The 20,653-nt window shown below is 54.1% G+C and carries 12 protein-coding genes; 10 read left to right on the top strand and 2 right to left on the bottom strand.

From position 1 onward, the window contains the following. Positions 1-70 precede the first annotated feature (70 nt). The 4 genes from A8990_RS13540 (at position 71) to A8990_RS13555 (ending at position 7,249) form a co-directional block, all read left to right on the top strand. A complete protein-coding gene (locus A8990_RS13540) occupies positions 71-1,393 on the top strand; it encodes a PDZ domain-containing protein (protein WP_116189573.1) in 1,323 nt (440 codons plus the stop codon). Between the two features lie 260 nt (positions 1,394-1,653). Next, on the top strand, positions 1,654-3,657 hold the full coding sequence (gene uvrB / locus A8990_RS13545; RefSeq protein ID WP_116189574.1) for an excinuclease ABC subunit UvrB: 2,004 nt from the start codon (positions 1,654-1,656) through the stop codon (positions 3,655-3,657). A 35-nt stretch (positions 3,658-3,692) separates the two neighbouring features. Next, positions 3,693-6,581, top strand: a complete 2,889-nt coding sequence (gene uvrA / locus A8990_RS13550) for an excinuclease ABC subunit UvrA (protein WP_116189575.1) — start codon at positions 3,693-3,695, stop codon at positions 6,579-6,581. A 158-nt stretch (positions 6,582-6,739) separates the two neighbouring features. Further along, complete coding sequence (locus A8990_RS13555) at positions 6,740-7,249, top strand: stalk domain-containing protein (protein WP_116189576.1); 510 nt, start codon at positions 6,740-6,742, stop codon at positions 7,247-7,249. 59 nt (positions 7,250-7,308) lie between these two features. Here A8990_RS13555 and A8990_RS13560 read toward each other — a convergent pair whose 3' ends face one another. Beyond that, positions 7,309-8,925 (bottom strand): nitrite/sulfite reductase, encoded by a 1,617-nt coding sequence (locus A8990_RS13560; RefSeq protein WP_116189577.1) that lies wholly within the window; start codon positions 8,923-8,925, stop codon positions 7,309-7,311. A gap of 296 nt (positions 8,926-9,221) precedes the next feature. Here A8990_RS13560 and A8990_RS13565 point away from each other — a divergent pair, with 296 nt between their 5' ends. After that, complete coding sequence (locus A8990_RS13565; protein ID WP_116189578.1) at positions 9,222-9,437, top strand: hypothetical protein; 216 nt, start codon at positions 9,222-9,224, stop codon at positions 9,435-9,437. A gap of 162 nt (positions 9,438-9,599) precedes the next feature. Here the strand turns inward: A8990_RS13565 and A8990_RS13570 are convergent, their stop codons facing one another. Next, positions 9,600-10,568, bottom strand: coding sequence for a sugar phosphate isomerase/epimerase family protein (locus A8990_RS13570; protein ID WP_116189579.1), 969 nt, complete (start codon positions 10,566-10,568; stop codon positions 9,600-9,602). Between the two features lie 285 nt (positions 10,569-10,853). On the opposite strand from A8990_RS13570, the gene A8990_RS13575 reads away from it, so the two are divergent. The 5 genes from A8990_RS13575 (at position 10,854) to A8990_RS13595 (ending at position 20,651) form a co-directional block, all read left to right on the top strand. Further along, the gene (locus A8990_RS13575; RefSeq protein WP_116189580.1) at positions 10,854-12,242 is read left to right on the top strand and encodes an MBOAT family O-acyltransferase; all 1,389 of its coding nucleotides are present in this window, start codon (positions 10,854-10,856) and stop codon (positions 12,240-12,242) included. Between the two features lie 18 nt (positions 12,243-12,260). Beyond that, entirely contained in the window at positions 12,261-13,787 is a 1,527-nt protein-coding gene (locus A8990_RS13580; RefSeq protein ID WP_147306808.1) for a stalk domain-containing protein, read from the top strand. A gap of 187 nt (positions 13,788-13,974) precedes the next feature. Then, complete coding sequence (locus tag A8990_RS13585) at positions 13,975-16,509, top strand: U32 family peptidase (protein WP_116189624.1); 2,535 nt, start codon at positions 13,975-13,977, stop codon at positions 16,507-16,509. 234 nt (positions 16,510-16,743) lie between these two features. Next, positions 16,744-18,540, top strand: a complete 1,797-nt coding sequence (locus A8990_RS13590; RefSeq protein ID WP_116189582.1) for an AfsR/SARP family transcriptional regulator — start codon at positions 16,744-16,746, stop codon at positions 18,538-18,540. Beyond that, positions 18,531-20,651 (top strand): ATP-binding SpoIIE family protein phosphatase, encoded by a 2,121-nt coding sequence (locus tag A8990_RS13595; protein ID WP_116189583.1) that lies wholly within the window; start codon positions 18,531-18,533, stop codon positions 20,649-20,651. The genes A8990_RS13590 and A8990_RS13595 overlap by 10 nt, the downstream gene beginning before the upstream one ends. Positions 20,652-20,653: the final 2 nt, after the last annotated feature.

Genomic DNA, 20,653 nt, shown 5'->3' on the forward strand with positions numbered 1-20,653 from the left:
TGTCGAATAGGAAGAAGGTTAGCTCCCTGATGGGGGCGCCTTCTTTTTCTAGTTAAGGGAGTGATAAGCGTTGGATGCAGTTTTACAATTGCTTCGCCTGGCAGGGTCGGCGGCGGTCGGACTTTTACTATCCCCATTTTATTATGTAGCAGTGCTGCTCATCATGCTTCAATATATGCGTCAAACAAGGCTGGAACGGAAGCTGTTCCACGTACGGCTTCGCGCCTGGCCGAATCAATTGTTCCGAACGATGCTGGCTGGACTCGTCGTTGGTGTCGTCATGACCTTAGCCGGACTGTTCCTCGGTGTAACGATTACCGGAGAATCGGTGCTATGGATGTGGGGAACGGCGGCTGTGCTGGTGCTCATACGTGTGCGATATTTATGCTTCGCCTATAGCGTAGGCGTGCTTGGCGTATTGCAATGGATTATCGGATGGACGACGTTGGCTGACCGAACGGATTGGCTCGGCTCTGCTGCGAGTTCGCTAGCAAGTCTTGATATTCCGGGGCTGCTCGTGCTTGTGGCGCTCATGCATCTGGCGGAAGCGCTGCTCGTTCGCTGGCAGGGCGATCGGTTCGCGAGCCCGGTATTCTTGGAAGGCAAACGTGGCAAAATCGTCGGCGGCTACACACTGCAAGGTTACTGGCCGGTACCGATGCTGATGCTGGTGCCTGCTGCGGCGGGCAGCGGCACGGATCTGTCGCTGCCATGGTCGATGCTGCTTGGCGACAGCGCCAATTGGAGCTCGATGATCGGGTTCCCGATGATGATCGGCTTCAGTGAACTTACGCGCAGCCTGCTGCCTGCGGTAAAGGCGCGCAGTGCGGCGAAAGGGCTGCTGATCTATGGACTTGGCGTAGGCATCGTCGCCGTGCTCGCTTCATTCTGGCCGGCGCTTACGCTGGCAGGTGCGCTCTGCGCGCTTGTGCTGCACGAGGCTCTCGTGGCGATCAGCTACTTCTCGGAAGAAACGAGCCCGCCGTATTATGTGCATAATGACCAGGGCTTGCGTGTGCTAGCTGTTATTCCGGGCACGCCGGCTGAAGCAATGGGCATTCTGTCTGGCGAAGTGCTGCACAAGGTCAATGGTGCTCGAGTGCGTACGAAGGAAGAACTATACGCAGCGCTGCATATCAATTCGGCGTTCTGCAAGCTTGAGGTGCTGAATCACGAAGGGCAGATCAAGTTCGTGCAGCGGGCACGTTATGCGGGCGAGCATCATCAGCTCGGCGTCGTGCTCTCCCCGGACGATAAGGCGGATCGGTACGCAGTGGCGTCGCCTGCTTCGCTATTCGACCTGTTCCGTCAGAGTCGTGCAGCGAAATCACGTCAGGCTGGTGTGCCTGCGGCATCAGCGACATCTGCATCTACGACTACGACACCGTTATAATGAATGAAACATCCCGGAACCGCTATAGGCTGGCGGTTTCGGGATGTTTTTTTGTGCATTCATGGACAGGAAGGTATAACCTTTCATTGCATCGGCTGTCGTGAATCGGTATAATAAATACATTATGGGAACACATATTCTTATGTGTTATGCATGGGATGAAATTTGGTTGCTGTGGAATCTATTTTTTCCGTGCATATTGGGCATACATTTAATAGAACTTATTCATAGAAGACGTAGGATTGGGGTGTAGGAACAAGATGAGTGAGCAACAAGGCGGGGGCAAACTCTTCGAACTGAAGTCGGAGTACCGGCCGCAGGGCGACCAGCCTAAAGCGATTGAGCAGCTGACGGAAGGCGTGGAAGCAGGTGCCCGCTATCAGACGCTGCTTGGCGCAACAGGAACAGGTAAAACGTATACGATTGCGAACACGATTGCGAAGCTGAACCGGCCGACGCTCGTTATTGCGCATAACAAGACGCTTGCGGCGCAGCTGTGCAGCGAGTTCAAGGAGTTTTTCCCGGACAACGCGGTCTCTTATTTCGTCAGCTATTATGATTATTATCAGCCGGAAGCCTACATCCCGTCCTCGGATACCTTTATCGAGAAAGATTCGAGCATTAACGATGAGATCGATAAGCTGCGCCACTCGGCAACAAGTTCGTTGTTCGAGCGACGCGACGTGATTATCGTAGCAAGCGTCTCCTGCATCTACGGTCTTGGTTCTCCAATGGAGTACGGGAAGCTCGTACTAAGTTTGCGCGTCGGGATGGAGAAGTCACGGGACGCTATTCTTCATAAGCTTGTCGATATTCAGTACCAACGGAATGATATTAGTTTTACGCGGGGAACGTTCCGCGTGCGCGGCGATATTATCGAGATTTTCCCGGTGGCGAACAATGAGCGTGCTATGCGCGTCGAGCTGTTCGGCGATGAGATTGAACGGATTACGGAAATTGACGTGCTGACAGGCGAGATTGTCGGCGAACGCGATCATGTCGCGATCTTCCCGGCGTCTCACTTCGTTACGCATGAAGACACGATGAAGGTCGCGCTGAAGCACATTGAAGCCGAGTTGGAAGAGCGGCTCGCGGAACTGCACGAGCAAGGCAAGCTGCTTGAAGCGCAGCGGCTGGAGCAGCGGACGCGCTACGATCTTGAGATGATGGCAGAGATGGGCTTCTGCAGCGGTATTGAGAACTACTCGGGACCGCTCACATTCCGTGAGCGCGGTGCGACGCCTTATACGCTGATGGACTACTTCCCGGATGATATGCTGGTTGTTATCGACGAGTCGCACGTTACGATTCCGCAGATTCGGGCGATGTACAACGGTGACCGTGCGCGTAAAGAAGTGCTCGTGGAGCACGGCTTCCGTCTGCCTTCCGCGATGGACAACAGACCGCTTCGCTTCGAGGAGTTCGAAAATAAAGTGAAGCAGGCCATCTACGTATCGGCAACGCCAGGTCCATATGAGCTGGAACAGTGCCCGACAATGGTGGAGCAGATTATTCGTCCGACAGGCTTGCTCGATCCGATTATCGAAGTGCGCAAGACGAAGGGGCAGATCGATGATTTGCTCGTCGAGATTCGCGACCGGATCGCGAAGGATGAGCGTGTGCTCGTAACGACGCTGACGAAGAAGATGTCCGAGGACCTTACGGATTACTTGAAGGATGTCGGCATTAAGGTCCGCTATTTGCACTCGGATATTAAGACGCTGGAACGTCTAGCGATTCTGCGTGACCTGCGGATGGGCGTATTCCATGTGCTCGTCGGCATTAACTTGCTGCGGGAAGGGCTCGACTTGCCGGAGGTTTCCCTCGTCTCCATCCTCGATGCGGATAAGGAAGGGTTCCTCCGCTCCGAGCGCTCGCTGATTCAGACAATCGGGCGTGCGGCGCGTAACTCGGAAGGCCGCGTCATTATGTATGCGGATAAGATCACGGATTCGATGGAGAAGGCGATTGGCGAGACGGAGCGACGCCGCACGATTCAAATTGCTTATAATGAGGCGCACGGCATTACGCCGCAGACGATCCGCAAGAAGGTGCATGACGTTATCGAGGCGACGAAGGTTGCCGAACAGAAGAGCGAGTACCTCACCGGCGTCGGCGTCGAGAAGATGTCGAAGAAGGAGCGCCAAGCGCTTGTTCAGCGCCTAGAGGCCGAGATGAAGGAAGCGGCGAAGGGCCTCCAGTTCGAGCGTGCGGCAGAACTGCGCGATGCGCTGCTTGAGCTGAAAGCGGAGCTGGGGATGTAAGAATAGTAGAAGTTTCCTTTGGGAGGATTAAATAAATGGCTAGTGATTCGATCGTAATCAAAGGGGCGCGAGCCCATAATCTCAAAAACATCGATGTGACGATTCCGCGTGATAAGTTCGTCGTTCTGACGGGACTTAGCGGCTCGGGTAAGTCGTCGCTTGCGTTCGACACGATCTATGCAGAAGGGCAGCGCCGTTACGTCGAATCGCTCTCTGCCTATGCACGTCAGTTCCTTGGGCAGATGGAGAAGCCGGATGTGGACTCCATTGACGGTTTGTCGCCGGCGATCTCGATCGACCAGAAGACGACGAGCCGTAACCCGCGTTCGACCGTCGGTACGGTAACGGAGATCTATGACTATTTGCGTCTGTTGTTCGCGCGTGTCGGCAAGCCGCATTGCCCGGACCACGGCATCGAGATTACATCTCAGACGATCGAGCAGATGGTCGATCGGATTATGGAATATCCAGAGCGGACGAAGCTGCAAATTCTTGCACCGATCGTATCGGGCCGTAAGGGCGAGCATACGAAGCTGTTGGCTGATGTGCAGAAGCAAGGCTTCGTACGTGTCCGCGTAAACGGCGAACTGCGCGAGCTTAGCGAGAAGATTGAGCTTGAGAAGAACAAGAAGCATAACATCGAGGTCGTCGTGGACCGGATCGTCGTGAAGAGCGATATTCACAGCCGCCTCGCGGACTCGCTGGAGACGGCAACGAAGCTGTCCGGCGGTCAAGTCATCGTAGACGTGATGGAGAAGGAAGAGCTGCTGTTCAGCTCGAACTTGGCATGTCCGGTGTGCGGCTTCAGTATCGATGAGCTGGCACCGCGGATGTTCTCGTTCAACAGTCCATACGGCGCTTGCCCGGACTGTGATGGTCTTGGCGCGAAGATGATCGTTGACCCTGACTTGCTCGTTCCGGATGCCTCGAAATCGATTGAAGAAGGCGCATTTGAAGCGTGGGCAGGAAGTACGTCGAACTATTATCCGCAGTTTCTGGAGGCGGTCTGTCTTCACTACGGCATTCCGCGGGATGTGCCTGTGAGCGAACTGACAGCAGAGCATATGAAGAAGTTGATGTACGGCACTGGCGGCGAGCGTGTTCGTTTCCGTTATGAGAATGACTTCGGCCATTCCAAGGATGCATATGTTCCTTTCGAAGGTATCGTGAACAACCTGGAGCGTCGTTACCGGGAGACGGGTTCTGATGGCATCCGCGAGCATATCGAGAACTACATGAGCGCGAAGCCATGCGGCGGCTGTAAAGGCCACCGTCTGAAGAAGGAGAGTCTGGCGGTCACGATCGGCAGCCAAAATATCTCGTATGTGACGTCCCTCTCGATTGGTGAGGCGGATCGGTTCTTCAACGGGCTGGAGCTAAGTGAGAAGGAGCGCCTGATCGCTCATCTCATTCTGAAAGAAATCAACAGCCGTCTTGGCTTCCTCGTCAACGTCGGCTTGGAATACTTGTCGCTGAACCGCGCGGCGGGCACGCTCTCCGGCGGCGAGGCGCAGCGGATTCGTCTGGCGACGCAGATCGGCTCCAGTCTGATGGGCGTTCTGTACATCTTGGACGAACCGAGCATCGGCTTGCACCAGCGCGATAATGACAAGCTCATTCAGACGCTGGAGCATATGCGCGATCTCGGCAATACGCTCATCGTCGTTGAGCATGACGAAGATACGATGCTCGCATCCGACTATATAATCGACATCGGCCCAGGCGCTGGTATTCATGGCGGCCAAGTTGTCTCCATGGGCACGCCGGCAGAGGTTATGGCGGACGAGCAATCGCTCACTGGCGCCTACCTGAGCGGCCGCAAGTTCATTCCGGTGCCGCTGAAGCGTCGCGAGACGAGCGACAAGTGGCTGGAGGTTCGCGGCGCGAAGGAGAACAACCTGCGTAACGTGAATGCGAAGATCCCGCTCGGCGTATTTACGGCGGTTACTGGCGTATCCGGCTCTGGTAAGTCGACGCTCATTAATGAGATTCTGTTCAAGACACTGGCGCGCGACTTGAACAAAGCGAAGGTGCGTCCAGGCGAGCACAAGGAAATCCGCGGTCTCGAGCATATCGAGAAGGTCATCGATATCGACCAATCGCCGATCGGACGTACACCGCGCTCGAACCCGGCGACATATACCGGCGTCTTTGACGACATCCGCGATCTGTACGCGTCGACGAACGAAGCGAAGGTGCGCGGCTACAAGAAAGGTCGTTTCAGCTTCAACGTGAAGGGCGGCCGCTGCGAGTCTTGCCGCGGCGACGGCATTATTAAGATTGAGATGCACTTCCTGCCGGACGTCTATGTACCGTGCGAGATTTGCAAAGGCAAGCGTTATAACCGCGAGACGCTTGACGTGAAATATAAAGGCAAGAGCATCGCCGAGCTGCTCGAGATGACGATCGAGGACGCATGCGAGTTCTTCCGCAATGTGCCGCGTATCCACCGCAAGCTGCAGACGCTGCTTGACGTAGGTCTTGGCTATATGAACCTCGGACAGCCGGCAACGACGCTGTCCGGCGGTGAAGCGCAGCGCGTGAAGCTGGCGGCAGAGCTGTACCGCCGCAGCACGGGCAAGATGCTCTATATCCTCGACGAGCCGACGACCGGCCTCCACGTCGATGATATCGACCGTTTGCTCGTCGTGCTGCACCGCCTCGTCGACTCCGGCGAGAGCGTGCTCGTCATCGAGCATAACCTCGATGTTATTAAGACGGCCGACTACCTGCTCGATCTCGGGCCTGAAGGCGGCAACGGCGGCGGTACGATTGTGGCGACAGGTACGCCTGAAGCCGTCGTGAAAGTACAAGGCTCCTATACGGGCCGCTACTTGAAGCCGATTCTTGAGCGCGACCGTGAGCGTACTATTGCGCAGCAGCGTGAAGTAGAGCAGGTAGCTGCCGCAGCGATCGAGAACTAAACGTAATGAATAAGCCCTTCCGGATCACGACTTCTGATGAAAGTCGTGCGGCCGGAAGGGCTTTTCTTTTGCTGCAACTTTTGTCCAGCAATGACCGTCATGGAGGGCGAGGTAAATATTGCACGGTACATAGAGGCATAAGGAGGACTCATCCTACTATGAAACGGACTAAAGTTATTTGCGCAGCAGTGGCGGCATTAACCTTATTTGCTCTTCTAGAAGGGGCTATTGCAGTTCCAGCTCATGCGGCAGAGGCAAAGCAGGCACCGTCGTCAGTTATGATTGTGAATACAGATGGAACTAAGTCAAGGGTAGCAGCTAGTGAGTATGTAATCGAGAACGGTGTTCTGATGGTGGCTCCGTCCTATGTGAATTTTCCGTTCGTTGTTGCAGCCAAAGGAATCGGATTCGGGCCTGAAGCGAAGACACTCAACGTGCTCAGGTTCGATCTCAGTGTAATCGGCGAGAAATCGCCAGGTTTCTCGATCAAGCTGGGGGAGAAGGAGTTCGCGGACCATTCGCTCGGCAAGACGTTACACATCTCGCAGCCAGCTCTCGCAAGGGGCGGGCATATCTACTTGCCGCTTCGAACGATCTCGGAAGCTTACGGATACGTTGTGGATTACGCGAAGCAGGAAGGTGTGATCACAATCAGCATCCACAAATAATGAAACAACAAAGGGGCTGCATCATCTCACTTAAGAGATCGTGCAGCCCCTTACATGTATTAAGCCGAAACAGCCAAAATTTCAGTCAGCTTCTCTTGGAACGCCGGTACGCCAACGCGGTTCACATAGTTATGGAACGTTTCGCCGGACTCGCGACCTTCTTTGTAGAAGTTGATCAGCTTCACGAGCACGTAGCCAAGATCATCGGCTTTGACACGGCCTTTAAGCGATTCATTGAACTTCGCGCCAGGTCCGAGAATGCCGCCGACTGCGATATCGAATGCATCCACCATGCCATCAGGCGTCTTAACGAGCGCGCCTTGCAGACCGATATCTGCAATGTGCTTCTGGCCGCAAGCGTTCGGGCAGCCGATGAAGTGGATACGGATCTTCTCATCCAGCTCCACATGCTCGTCCAGGAACTCAGCAACGCGGCGAGCGCGTTCCTTCGTCTCGACGACGGCAAGGTTACAGAACTCGTTGCCTGTGCAGGAAACGGTACGGCTCATGAACGGCTTCGCCTTTGGCGAGAGACGCTTCAATACCGGAAGCTCAAGCGCTTCTGCCACTTTCTCGTCAGGAACGCCGGCAAGCATAATGTTTTGCGACATTGTCGTACGGATTGTGCCATCGCCATATTGATCAGCTGCGTCCGCAAGCTGTTCAAGTTCATCCGAGTTTGTACGGCCGACAGGCACGTTCAAACCGATGAAGTTAAGACCTTCTTCGCGCTGCGGATATACGCCGTCGTAGTAAACTGCGTTCCAGCCGACAACTTTGTTCTCGCCGGCAGAAGGCATGTCCCCGATAATTTCTTTCAGCTTCTCGAGGAACTTCTCTGGACCCCAGTCAGCCACGAGGAACTTCAGGCGGGCTTGGTGACGCTTCTCACGGTAACCGAAGTCACGGAAAATCGTCGTTACGCCGATGGATACTTTCAACACTTCTTCAGGACGAACGAACATGTCGAGCTCTTTCGCCAGATGAGGCTTCGCGGACAAGCCGCCGCCGACATAAGCGTGGAAGCCGATAACTTCTTCACCATCGATTACTTTCGTAGCCGGAACGAACGCAAGGTCATTGATCTCGGCATTCGCATTGTTATAGATGTTTGCAGAAATGGACATTTTATATTTGCGAGGCAAATTGGAAAAATCACGGTTCATCAGGTAGAAATCGTTCACTTGCTCTACGATTTCCCGAGTATCCATCAGCTCGTCGCGGTCAATGCCGGCAAGCGGGTTGCCTACAATCGTACGCGGGCAGTCGCCGCATGCTTCGTAGGAATACAAGCCGACCGCTTCAAGGCGGTTGAAGATGTCCGGCAGGTCTTCGACCTTCAGCCAGTGGTACTGAATCGCTTGACGCGTCGTTACGTCAATCAAGTCACGACCGTAGTCGCGGCCGATCGAAGCGATTGCACGCGCTTGTGCAGAAGTCATAATACCGGTGTTGATCCGGATCCGCATCATGAAGTAGCCGTCTTTCGGCTTCTGTTCATAGACGCCGGCCCACTTGAACCGGTTCATGTCATCCTCAGGGATGGAAGCATAACCTTCCTTTGAATACTTGTCGATAATGGTGCGAATTACATCGAGTCCGTCTTTTTCCATTTTAATAAACTCAAATTTATTTAATTTGGAAGGGTCGTTCATCCATACGGCTTCATATGCCATTGCTCGTTCCTCCTAAGGATGTTATGCTCAGCTTAGCGTGCGCTGATCTGAAAATCCGACGATTTTCGTATGAATACTACACAGAATGGTACCACACTTCGGTTCAAGCGACAATGAGAAGCGTCTATCCACTTATAAGAAATTGTTATAAACAATAAAGACTCTGGTTATATAAGAATCCTCCCATGAATTGGTGACAAACTTGTTACGATTCTCGATTGTCACTTGCATCGAGCTCGTGATGAAGCTAACATAACTAATATAGGCTACGTGCGAAAATAAGGAGGTCCACACCCATGTTACTTGCTGAACAAGCAGCAAATACACTATCAAAATTCGATCCAATGGATATTATGATGCTTCTGTTTACGATTGTAATCTTCATCGGTTGGGTTCGTCTGATCATGGCTCGTCCGAAGAAGAACGTATTCGCAATCGGTTTTACAACTGTAGCGCTTGCAGTATTCCTGTTCGCGAACTACGTTATGATCTTCAAAGTTTGGATTTCCTAATTAGGCGCCAAACACATAATGACTGAACGGCTAATGTCGGAATCTTGGGATGGACCTCAAGATTCCGGCATTTTTTATTGCAATAATAATGCAATAAAAATAACCTCCAACCCGTTAGGGCTGGAGGTTATCCGCAGCAGTACTGCTAATGCAAACCGGGTATTATACCCACCACATCTCGCCAAGCGGCTCTTTGATGAGGATGGATTGCAGGTTTTGAACAGCTTTTGTGAAGCCTTCGTCAACGGACATCAGGCCGTCTTCGTGCTCGATGCTCACGACGTAGTCGTAGCCGACAAGGCGAAGCGCGCTGATGATGTCAGCCCAAGTCTTCAGATCGTGACCGTAGCCAACTGTACGGAACTGCCAAGCGCGGTCAAGCATGAGTGCATAGGACTGCATGTCCGTTACGCCGTGACGGTTAACGTTAATCGGATCGATCGTTGTATCTTTCGCATGGAAGTGGTGGATTGCGCCTGCGCGTCCAAGGATGTGGATCGCTTGCACAGGGTCAATACCTTGCCACCACATGTGGCTTGGGTCAAGGTTAGCGCCGATTGCGTCGCCGCAAGCTTCACGCAGGCGAAGCAGCGTTGCCGGGCTGTGTACGGAGAAGCCGCCGTGCAGCTCCAGACCGATCTTCACGTTGCTTTCCGTAGCAAGCTTCGCGATTTCGCTCCAGTACGGGATGACTTTCTCTTCCCATTGCCATTTCAAGATGTCTTGGAAATCGTTTGGCCATGGAGCAACCGGCCAGTTCGGATATTTTGCATCTTCGTGGTCGCCTGGGCAGCCGGAGAATGTATTTACGACAGGTACGCCGAGCTTGGAAGCCAGCTGGATCGTTTTGCGGATGATGGCATCATGCTCGCTCGCGATTGCTTTTTGCGGGTGAAGCGGGTTCGCGTGGCAGCTAAGCGCGCTGATTGTCAAACCGCGAGCGTCAACTGCGTCCTTGAATGCTTTCAGCTTGCTCTCGTCAGCCAGCAATACGTCTGGATCGCAGTGCGCGTTGCCAGGGTAGCCGCCTGTGCCGATTTCAATTGCGTCAAGACCTTTGGATGCAATGTAGTCGAGCGCGTCCTCAAAGGATTTTTGAGCGAAGAGTACAGAGAATACACCGAGTTTCATACGTGTATAGTTACCTCCTAAATGGGATATGTATTGCGCATAGCTTTACTTATTATAACATGAGCAAATAGCCAGGTTAAGATTCAACAGGGCCAATGCCAAAAAAGCATACGAAGTGGACAAAAGCGAGCGCGCTGTTCGTTTTACTGGTAATTTCAAGTTTTTTGAAAAAATGGTGCGGTGAGTGAAACTTTTACGGTATAATGACGTCTTGTTGGTAGAGTCAATAGAGTCGATATCGAACACGGCTGTTCATCCCTAAATTCAAGGAGTGTCCATTCATCCATGTTGTTTAACACCTATGTATTTATATTTGCCTTCTGGCCGATAACGGCAATTGTTTATTTCCTGCTCAATCGGTTTCGCCTCGTGTTCGTTGCGAAGTGTTGGATGGCGGCTTCCTCGCTGTTCTTCTACAGCTGGTGGAATCCCAAGTATCTGCCGCTTATTCTCGGCTCGATCGCGTTTAACTACACATTCGGCAGGATACTGCAAACGAAGAAGGATTGGTCCGTACTCCGTCGCAGGCTCGTACTCACGACTGCGATAACGGGTAATGTGCTGCTGCTCGCTTACTACAAATACGCCGACTTCTTCCTGGAGAACTTGTCATCTGTAACGGGACATGCTTTCCCGCTGCTTAAGTTGATTTTGCCGCTTGGCATCAGCTTCTTCACGTTTACGCAAATTGCTTATCTCGTCGATGCTTACAAGGGCAAAGTACGCGAATACAACATCGTTAATTACATCCTGTTTGTTACCTTCTATCCGCATCTAATAGCTGGACCCATTCTTCATCACAGCGAAATGATGCCGCAGTTCGACCGCCTTCGCAATAAAGTCTGGCAGTGGAACAATGCGTCGCAGGGGATCTACCTGTTCTGTATCGGTTTGTTCAAGAAAGTCGTCATTGCCGATACATTCGCAGTGTCTGCGAACGACGGCTTTGCAAACGCTTCGCATTTTGTGGAAAGCTGGATCGCATCGCTGTCTTATACATTCCAGCTCTATTATGACTTCAGCGGATACACCGATATGGCTATCGGCGCTGCACTTATCTTTAACATCAAATTGCCGCAAAACTTCAACTCGCCGTACAAAGCGCGCAGCATTCAAGATTTCTGGCGCAGATGGCATATGACGCTCAGCCGGTTTTTGCGCGATTATATTTATATTCCGCTGGGCGGCAATCGGAGAGGCGAAGCCATCATGCTTCGCAACCTCGTCGTAACCTTCCTGGTCGGCGGACTTTGGCACGGCGCAGGCTGGACGTTTATTTTGTGGGGAGCGCTCCATGGCGTTGGACAAGTCATTCATCGGATGTGGACCAAGCTTGGCATACAAATGCCGCGCTGGCTCGCATGGTTCATCACGTTCATGTTCATCAATGTCACGTGGGTATTCTTCCGTGCGGACGACATGAAGCAGGCATTCCGATTGTTGAAAGGGATGACGGGGTTGGAAGGTATCGCGATTGCGGACCTGAAGCTGCTAGCGCCAACGCTTCTGCTTATCATCATCATGATGCCAATCGTATTCTTTGCCTCTAATTCATCGCAGCTGAGCGGTACGTTCCGGCCAAGCTGGAAGGTCGCCGCTGCGGCTGGTGCGCTCTTTATTGTTTCGCTGCTCTATTTCAACCGCATCAGCACATTCCTATATTTCAACTTCTAAGAAAGATGGTGCATCATCTTGCACAATTCAGCTCCAATAGAACGTGCGAAGCCCTCCACCGCGCAGCAGGCAGCAGCACTCACGGCTGGAACAAGAGGGGTCCAGTCAACCCGAGTAACGGCGAAAGCTGCCAAGCGCATGTTAGCCATGTTCGTAGTCTTTGCTTTGCTGTTTGCCATGCTTGCCGCACTTATCACTTATATCGTGGACCCGTTGCAGTTCTATCATAAGCCGTTCGGCTACGACCCGGTCTTCTCCAATGAACAGCGTTACCAGAATCCGGGCCTTGCACGCAACTATGATTACGACACGATAATTGTGGGCACATCGATGACGGAGAACTTCCGTCCCTCCGAAGTGGATAAAGCGCTTGGCGCACATACGCTGAAGCTCTCCATCCGCGGATCGACAGCAGACGAGCAATTCAAGATCGCGCAGCTGGCGATCGAGACCGGCAAAGTCAAGCAAGTGCTGTGGGGACTCGATTACTTTGCGCTTAAGACAGGAGACCAAGAGGCGGCCGGGGAATTTCCGGACTACCTATACGACGACAACAAGCTGAACGACGTTCGTTACTTGTTGAATTACAGCCTGTATGATTCCTTCTTTAAAGGCATCATGAAGCAGATCAAAGGCTCGCCGTCGCAGTCGCTGGAGGGTCTCTACAATTGGAATTACGCGGTTACGTTCGGGAAGAAGCTCGTGTTGAAAGATTATGAGAAAGCCGGTGTGGCAGAGGCTTACTTCGGATTGAATGAAGAGCCGCTGGACGTCATCAAGGACAACTTTAATACGCGTGTATTGAAGCTCATCAAAGCGCATCCGGAAGTGAAATTTATCGTCTATTATCCGCCCTACAGCGTGCTGCGCGAGGTCATGTGGGAAAAGACGAACAAAGTCCGTTACCAGAATCAGCTGGAGATGGCGGTGTGGATGTACGAGCAGCTTCATGCGCTGCCGAATACGGAGGTTTACAATTTCCAGACGGCTACCGAATGGACGTACAACCTCGATTTGTACAAAGACATGTCTCACCACAATCAGGACGTCAACTCTGCCATTGCCGAAGCAATCGGACAGAAAGACGCGCGCTATCTGATGAATGACACGAATGCGCAATCCTTCGCAGATGAACTGGCGAAGCAGGTGCAGACCTTTGCGCTGTCGCCGGACGGCGATCCGCTTAGCGTACAAGTGTTCATGGGCGATGATCCGAGCGAGAAAGTATTCAGCAGCCGTATTATGCCTGGGGAAGGCGAACTGCTTGTACCCGTGAAAGAAGCGGCTCAAGCATTCGGAGCGACGCTGGATTGGAACCAAGCGACTAAGGAGCTTGTCCTCGGCCGAGACGATTCAAAAATCAAGCTGAAGATGGGGGACAAGCAGGCGTTACAGGATGATAACGCTGTGGAGCTTGCATACCCAGGCAAGTTGATTGGCGGTACGGCGTACGTACCGTTCATGCAGCTAGCTTCAATGCTAGGATATAAGATATCTAGCGACCAACCGAATGAATTGTCTATTCGATATACACTCGCGTCCTAATGTATCAAGCAAGTTATGGGACCTTAGCAATTGAATTTAACCTTTTGTCCCGCGCTGCGCCGCTTCTTTTCTGGAAAAATTCCGGAGAGAAGCGGCGTTCGTGCTTGGGCGCGGCTTTCGTTTGGGCGTCTGCTCTGGTACACTGTAGGGAAATAAGAGAACGAGATAGGAAGGCGTTATATTGAAAATGAGTACGTTGAAACGGCAAGATATCGAGCTGCTGGCGCCAGCCGGCGATTGGGAGTGCATGCGGGCGGCAGTGGCCAATGGGGCCGATGCTGTTTTTTTTGGTGTGGAGAAATTTAATGCAAGAGCGAGAGCGAATAACTTTCATACCGACGAGCTGCCGGAGATTATGGCTTTTCTGCACAGTTATGGTGTGAAGGGATTCCTCACGTTTAATATCCTCGTGTTCGAAGAAGAGCTCGGCGAAGCGAAAGCGCTGATCGAAGCGTGCATCGACGCTGGCGTTGACGCGGTTATCGTACAGGATCTTGGTCTCGTGAAGCTGATTCGCGAGATGTCGCCGGACTTCCCGATCCACGGATCGACGCAGATGACGATTACGTCGCCGGAGGCGGTAGAGTTCACGAAGCCTTTCGACATTGAACGGGTTGTCCTTGGACGCGAAAATAACCTGAAGCAAATTCAGACGATCGGCGATCAGGCGAAGCTGCCCATGGAAGTATTCGTGCACGGCGCGCTGTGCGTGTCTTACTCGGGTCAATGCTTGACGAGCGAAATGTGGGGCGGCCGTTCCGCCAACCGCGGCGAATGCGCGCAAGCATGCCGTCTTCCGTATGACCTGATGGTCGACGGCGAGCAGAAGCCGATGGGCGATGTGGCATACTTGCTCTCGCCGAAGGACCTTGCGGCTGTCGAGCTTGTGCCGGAACTGATTGAAGCGGGCGTGACGTCCTTCAAGATTGAAGGCCGCCTGAAGAGCCCGGAATATGTGGCGAACGTCGTTAGCAAGTATCGCCGCGCGATTGACAAGTACTTCGATGGCGACCGTTCCGCGCCGTCGAAGGAAGAGATGCGCGAGCTGCAGCAGAGCTTCTCGCGCGGATTTACGCACGGCTTCCTCGAGGGCACGAACAATAAGCAGCTCGTGGAAGGCACATTCCCGAAGAGCCGCGGCGTTTATCTGGGCCGCGTCGAGAAGGTGCTCCGCGACGCGGTGGTTTGCCGAGTCGAAGCGCCGGTGAAGCGCGGCGACGGCATTGTGTTCGACGCCGGCGATCCGACGAAGAAGGAAGAGGGCGGACGCATCTATGATATTCGCCGCCAAGGCACGAAGCTGGAAGGCGAAGCGCAGGAAGGGCTAGTCATTGAGCTCGTTCCCGGGCGCAATGACGTGGACCTTCGCCGTGTTCATGTCGGCGATCGCGTCTGGAAGACAAGCGATCCTGCGCTGGATAGACGTCTGCGCGCGACGTTCGAGACGGAGAAGCCGTACCGGGTATTCCCGCTGCATGTGAAGGTGACGGGCAAGCTCGGGCAGCCGCTGCATTCCGTATGGACAGATGTAGAGAAGGGCAACACGGTAGAGATCAGCTCCGAGCTTGAGCTCGAGCAGGCGCAGAAGCGTCCGATGGACCGCGCGATTCTGGAAGAACAGCTCGGCCGTCTTGGCGGCACCGTCTATCAGCTGGAGTCGCTGGAAGTGGAGCTGAACGGCGATTTGATCGTGCCGATGCGCGAGCTGAACCGGATGCGCCGCGAAGCGGTAGAAGCATTGGCAGGCGAGCGTCCGAAGCCGCCGGTGTATATCAAGCATGAAGTTGAGATTAACGACGATGCGCGCGGTCGGGGAACACAGTCGCCATTGCAAGAGCAGTCGCTGCCGAGCGCTGCTTCAGGCAAATTGACAGTCCTTTGCCGCAGCCTCCCGCAGCTTGAAGCTGCAGTGAAGTCCGATAAAGTCGCGATGGTGTATGCCGACTTTGAGTTCATCAAGCAGCTGCCTGCTGCGATGGAGCTGGCGCGCAGCGCAGGCAAGCCGATCGGCCTCGTCACGCCGCGTATCCATATGCCGAATGAGAACGGCTACCATGCGAATATCTTGAAGCTGAAGCCGGATGCGGTACTCGTTCGCAATACAGGCGCGCTCTATTACTACTTGCGTGCGCGTGCTTCGAAGCCGAATGAAGCGTTCCCGGAATTGGTCGGCGACTTCTCGCTGAACATCGCGAACCACAAGGCGGCGAACCTGTTCCTCGATGCTGGCTGCAGTCTCGTTACGCCTTCGTACGATTTGAACGTTCAGCAAATGTTCGACCTGCTTCGCCGCAGCGACACGTCGAAGATGGAAGTGGTTATTCATCAGCATTTGCCGATGTTCCACACGGAGCACTGCGTCTATTGCACGTTCCTCAGCGAAGGTACGGACTTCACGAACTGCGGACGTCCTTGCGAGGAGCATAACGTTTCGCTGCAGGACCGGATCGGCATGTCGCATCCCGTGCGCGTCGATGAAGGCTGCCGCAACACCGTGTACAACGCAATCGAGCAGTCTGGTGCAGAGTACATGAAGCAGTTCGGCGAGCTTGGCGTCGCTTCGTTCCGGATTGAGTTCCTCGAAGAGACCGCGGACAAAGTGAACGAGGTTATCGATCTATACAGCGATGCACTTGCAGGACGCATTGGCGGAACGCAAGTATGGCGCAGTTTAAAAGCGATAAATCAGCTTGGCGTAACGCGCGGCCAGCTGGTCAAATAAAGCATTGCACAAGAGGGGCCGACCATTCGGCTCCTCTTTTTTGCACTTTATAGGATTCACTCGATCATGCAGATAATGGAAAATGGCAAATTCTAACACAAGGGAGGGATTTGACCGATATAGAGCGAATAGGTAGCAAAGGTTAACGTCGTTTATTGTCTATACCCTAAAGCATTATTTTGCGCCAGGGGATCGTGAGGCAGGTTATCAAAGTAGCATGGTGAGGAATGACCAATGAATCAAAAAACCGATGGAAATACGACTTTGCAGCATGACAATTGGCTCATAGAAGTGCTTAAGGCGGAGCGCGCGATACTGGATGGACAGATGCCCGCCACCAAGCTTTTACAGGCCATTCCGGCCGATATACGAATGAAATCTCCGCTGCTTCTCCGCGCGGAGTGCGAGGACGGCCTATTGAACGGCCGTCTGATCGAGACGAAGCAGCGCCTGGAAGCGGCGCTGCGCGGATTCGCTGCGCAAGCCGACGAGTCGGCCATGCTGACGATGATGGCGATGCTCGGCTTGCTGTATATGCGAGTCGGCGACCGGCAAGAAGCGGGCCCGTTCATGGCGCAGCTTGCCGAGGAATGGAACCGCACGCCGGAGCAGTGCAGCGGCTTCGTGCCGTGGGCATTGGCACGCGCTGCGGCAACAATCGATCGCGCTGCCGCGGACTATGCCGCGGAGGCGCAGCGTTTGTTCCAGGCGGCGGCTGAGCGGTTTCGCAAGGAAGGCAAGCCGGTCTGGGCTGCCTTTGTGCTGCTCGAGCAGCGGCTGTTTGACCACACCGCAAGCGAGCAGGTGGACTGGCAGCTGTGGATGAGCTGGCTTATGCGCCATGCCTCAGGTGACCCGCATGGCGCGGCAGTCGTTCGCGTGCTGATGGCACCGGAGCTGAGCGAATCCATGTGCGGCACGCTGCCGGCACGCTACGCTTATTTAAGCCAAGCCATCCTGATGGATGCGCCGTCAACGCTTCCGCCGGAGCTGGCAGCAGATCTCGAATGCTGCATCTATGCGGCAGGCGCCAGAATTAAGCAGCTGCTGGAGGAACGTCAAACGGATCAAGCCTTGCGGCCATTCGAACAACTAGACCGTATGCGCAGGCTTGTAACGTCGCCTTCTATTGAGCGGCTTACCATGCGGCTCGCTGCTTCGCTTGCTGCGGCCGGCTTAGCTGAAGTCGCGGAGCTGACAGTGACAGAGGAACCTGCCGCATCCGCATCCAGAGACGCTGGCCGACCGTTATATGAGGAAGCGGCTTCGTCCTCTGGGCAGCCGGAAGCAGCCAAGTGGCGGGCACGGTTGTTTGGGGGCATCAACTTTACGATGATGGACGGCAGCGTATTTGAGCCTATATGGAAGCGGCGCAAGGCAGGCGAATTGTTCGTCTACCTGCTCCTTCAGCCGAACTTCCGGGCTAACCGGGAGCAAGTGATCGATCGCGTGTTTGGCGAAGGTGATTTATCCAAACGGTCCAACCAGCTGTATGTGACGCTCCATGATTTGCGCTCGTCACTGAAGGAACTGGGCATGCCGGAGGATCTCATCTATGCGAAGCGGGGCGTTATCGGCGTGGCTGAAAATGGCTTCGATGCGATCGATGTAGAGGATTACAATACGCTGACCAGAATCGGCGATCAACTATGGGTGGACGACCGTGAAGAGGCGTCCCGCTTATATGATAAAGCTAAGGACATGTATGGACTGCTTGGCACGGAGCTGCCGCAGGCAGAATGGCTTGAGCGTGTGCGTGAGCAGCTGCTGGACCGGCAGACGAATATGATTAAGCGGCTTGCCGTTTACTATGGCGAGCTGCAGGATGAGGCACGTGTAGAGCAGTGCCTGGCGGACTGGATTGCGCTTCGTCCGGAACAGGAAGAAGCGTATGAGGCGATGATCATTCACTGCCTGCGCGGGGAACGGAGAATCGAGGCGATTAGCTGGTACCGGCGGCTGGAGCGGATCTGCAAGGAAGAGCTGGGGAGCGAGCCGCTGGAAGAAGTCAGGAAGCTGCTATGGAAATGACGGGCTATATGCTGCTGCGCCGGCTGCTGCTCGTCTACGGAATTGTGCTGCTGGGCGGACTAATTATTTTGCAGGCGGATACAATGTTGGTAGCGCCTTCGGCTTCGGCCGGGCTTCGTATCCCGCAGCTTGGCAATCTCGCTTTCGCTCTGGTGATGGCGCTCGTGATAGCGGGATATTCGGCTTGGCGGATGAGGCCAGTCTTGAAGGAACTCGATCAGCAGAATGGGAAGGACTGTACAGGCTTAACGAGCGGCGCTCTGCTTCGGCTGTACCGAATGCCCTACGAGCTGCTCATCAGCTCTGCGGTCATCGGCGTGCTTTACTCCATCGTATACCATGCAGAAACGGCACCGAATAACGACACGTGGCTGCAGCTGCTCGGCCAAGTAGCTGGGGAACAAAGCTTGTTCATCTCATTGGCGATTGTGCTGTTCACTACGACGAGACGCCTATTCAGACCCGTCATGCGCTTGCAGCAGCTGCCGGATCAATTCGATGGGCGAACGTCGATCGCTCAGCCCATCGTTCTTACATACGCTTGTACCATGCTTGTAACGCTGCTTAGCTTGCTTCAGCTGACGTTCACGACTGCAAAGACGGGGGCGACGATTGACCCGTACAAGCTAGGCCTAATCGCTTCGTTTTATTTTATAATGAGTATCGCCTTATTCAGCTATGTCACGATGCAGTTCAGGCAAGAGCTGCGCGGCCTGATTCGCGGCATTCGCGGACTTGTCGCCGGGCAAGGGCTGCCGAGCGGCGCCCTGCCTGCCATTCTGCACGATGAAGCCGGTGAGCTGGCTGTCGCCTATAACGAGCTGCAAATTCGAATCAACCGCGAATACGAATCGCTGGAGCGCGAGCTGAAGATGGCTTACAATGTACAGCAGAAGCTGCTTCCTCCAGGGGATTTGACGATCGGGGCATATCGGATTACGGCGCGCTGCCAATCGTACCGCGAAGTCGGCGGCGATTTCTTCGACGTCGTCTCCCTGAGTCCGAACCGGTTTGCGGTCATGATCGGCGACGTGTCGGGCAAAGGCTTGCCCGCGGCGCTGATTATGTCTGCTCAGCTGCTTATTTTTCGCTCGGAAATTCGGCGTAACGGCAGTCCGTCAGAGGTACTCGCGCGGATGAATCGGCAGTTATGCGAGGCGATGGGCGAAGAAGGCTCCGTCTCCATCGGTGTAGGCGTCATCGATTTAACGACGAATGAAGTGCAATATGCGAGTGCCGGTCACTTGTCGCCGTATATCATTGCGCAAGATGGCCGTGTTCAAGCGGTGGAATGCAGCTCGCTTCCAATTGGGATCGATCCGGACGCAACGTACGAAGAAATTTGTTTCGAGTTTAACAACCGTGATCGCTTCCTGCTATACACGGATGGATTAATTGAGGCCGTGAATCAAGCGGGCCAAATGTATAGCTTCGACGGATTGGAAGCAGAGCTTGCGAGCTGGCAGCCGGAAGAGGATCTTACGCAAACCGTAGACAACTGGCTTGCCCGTATGGACCACGAATGCGGAGCAGGTATGGATGACCGGACGGTCGTTGTTCTGGAGCTGGCTGGCGAGTACCGGAGTTCGCTGGCATCGGCGGCTACCTTCGACAATCCGTTTATGACCCGCGAATGGGCGATGCGAAGCAAGCTCGGCGACGAGAAGCTGATCGCGCTCAAGCTGGGCGATTGGATGAAGGAACGATGGCCGAATACCGATATATATGAGGACGTGCAAAGCGCTGTGTGCGAAGCGATGATAAATGCGATCGAGCACGGAAACAAAATGCAGCCAAATGCGTATGTAAATGTGATCGCGCAAATCGGCGGCATGCTCATGGTGTGCCGGATCTACGATGAGGGCGGCGGCTTTTACCCGAAATTGTCACGGGATGAGGATGAGATGCGCAAGAAGCTGGAGTCCGAAGATCCCCGCGGGTGGGGGCTTGTCATGATCGATACGCTTGCGGATTACTGGACGACTGGACGAGACGAACGCGGCTTTTATACGGAGCTTTATTTTATGCGCAAATCACATTCAGTTTCAGAAGCAGAAGCAGAAGCAGAGGCAGAGGCAGGAGCAGAGCAGGCCGCGCAGAAAGGGGTTTGAAC

This window comes from Paenibacillus taihuensis, assembly GCF_003386535.1.
Lineage (GTDB): Bacteria > Bacillota > Bacilli > Paenibacillales > Paenibacillaceae > Paenibacillus_Z > Paenibacillus_Z taihuensis.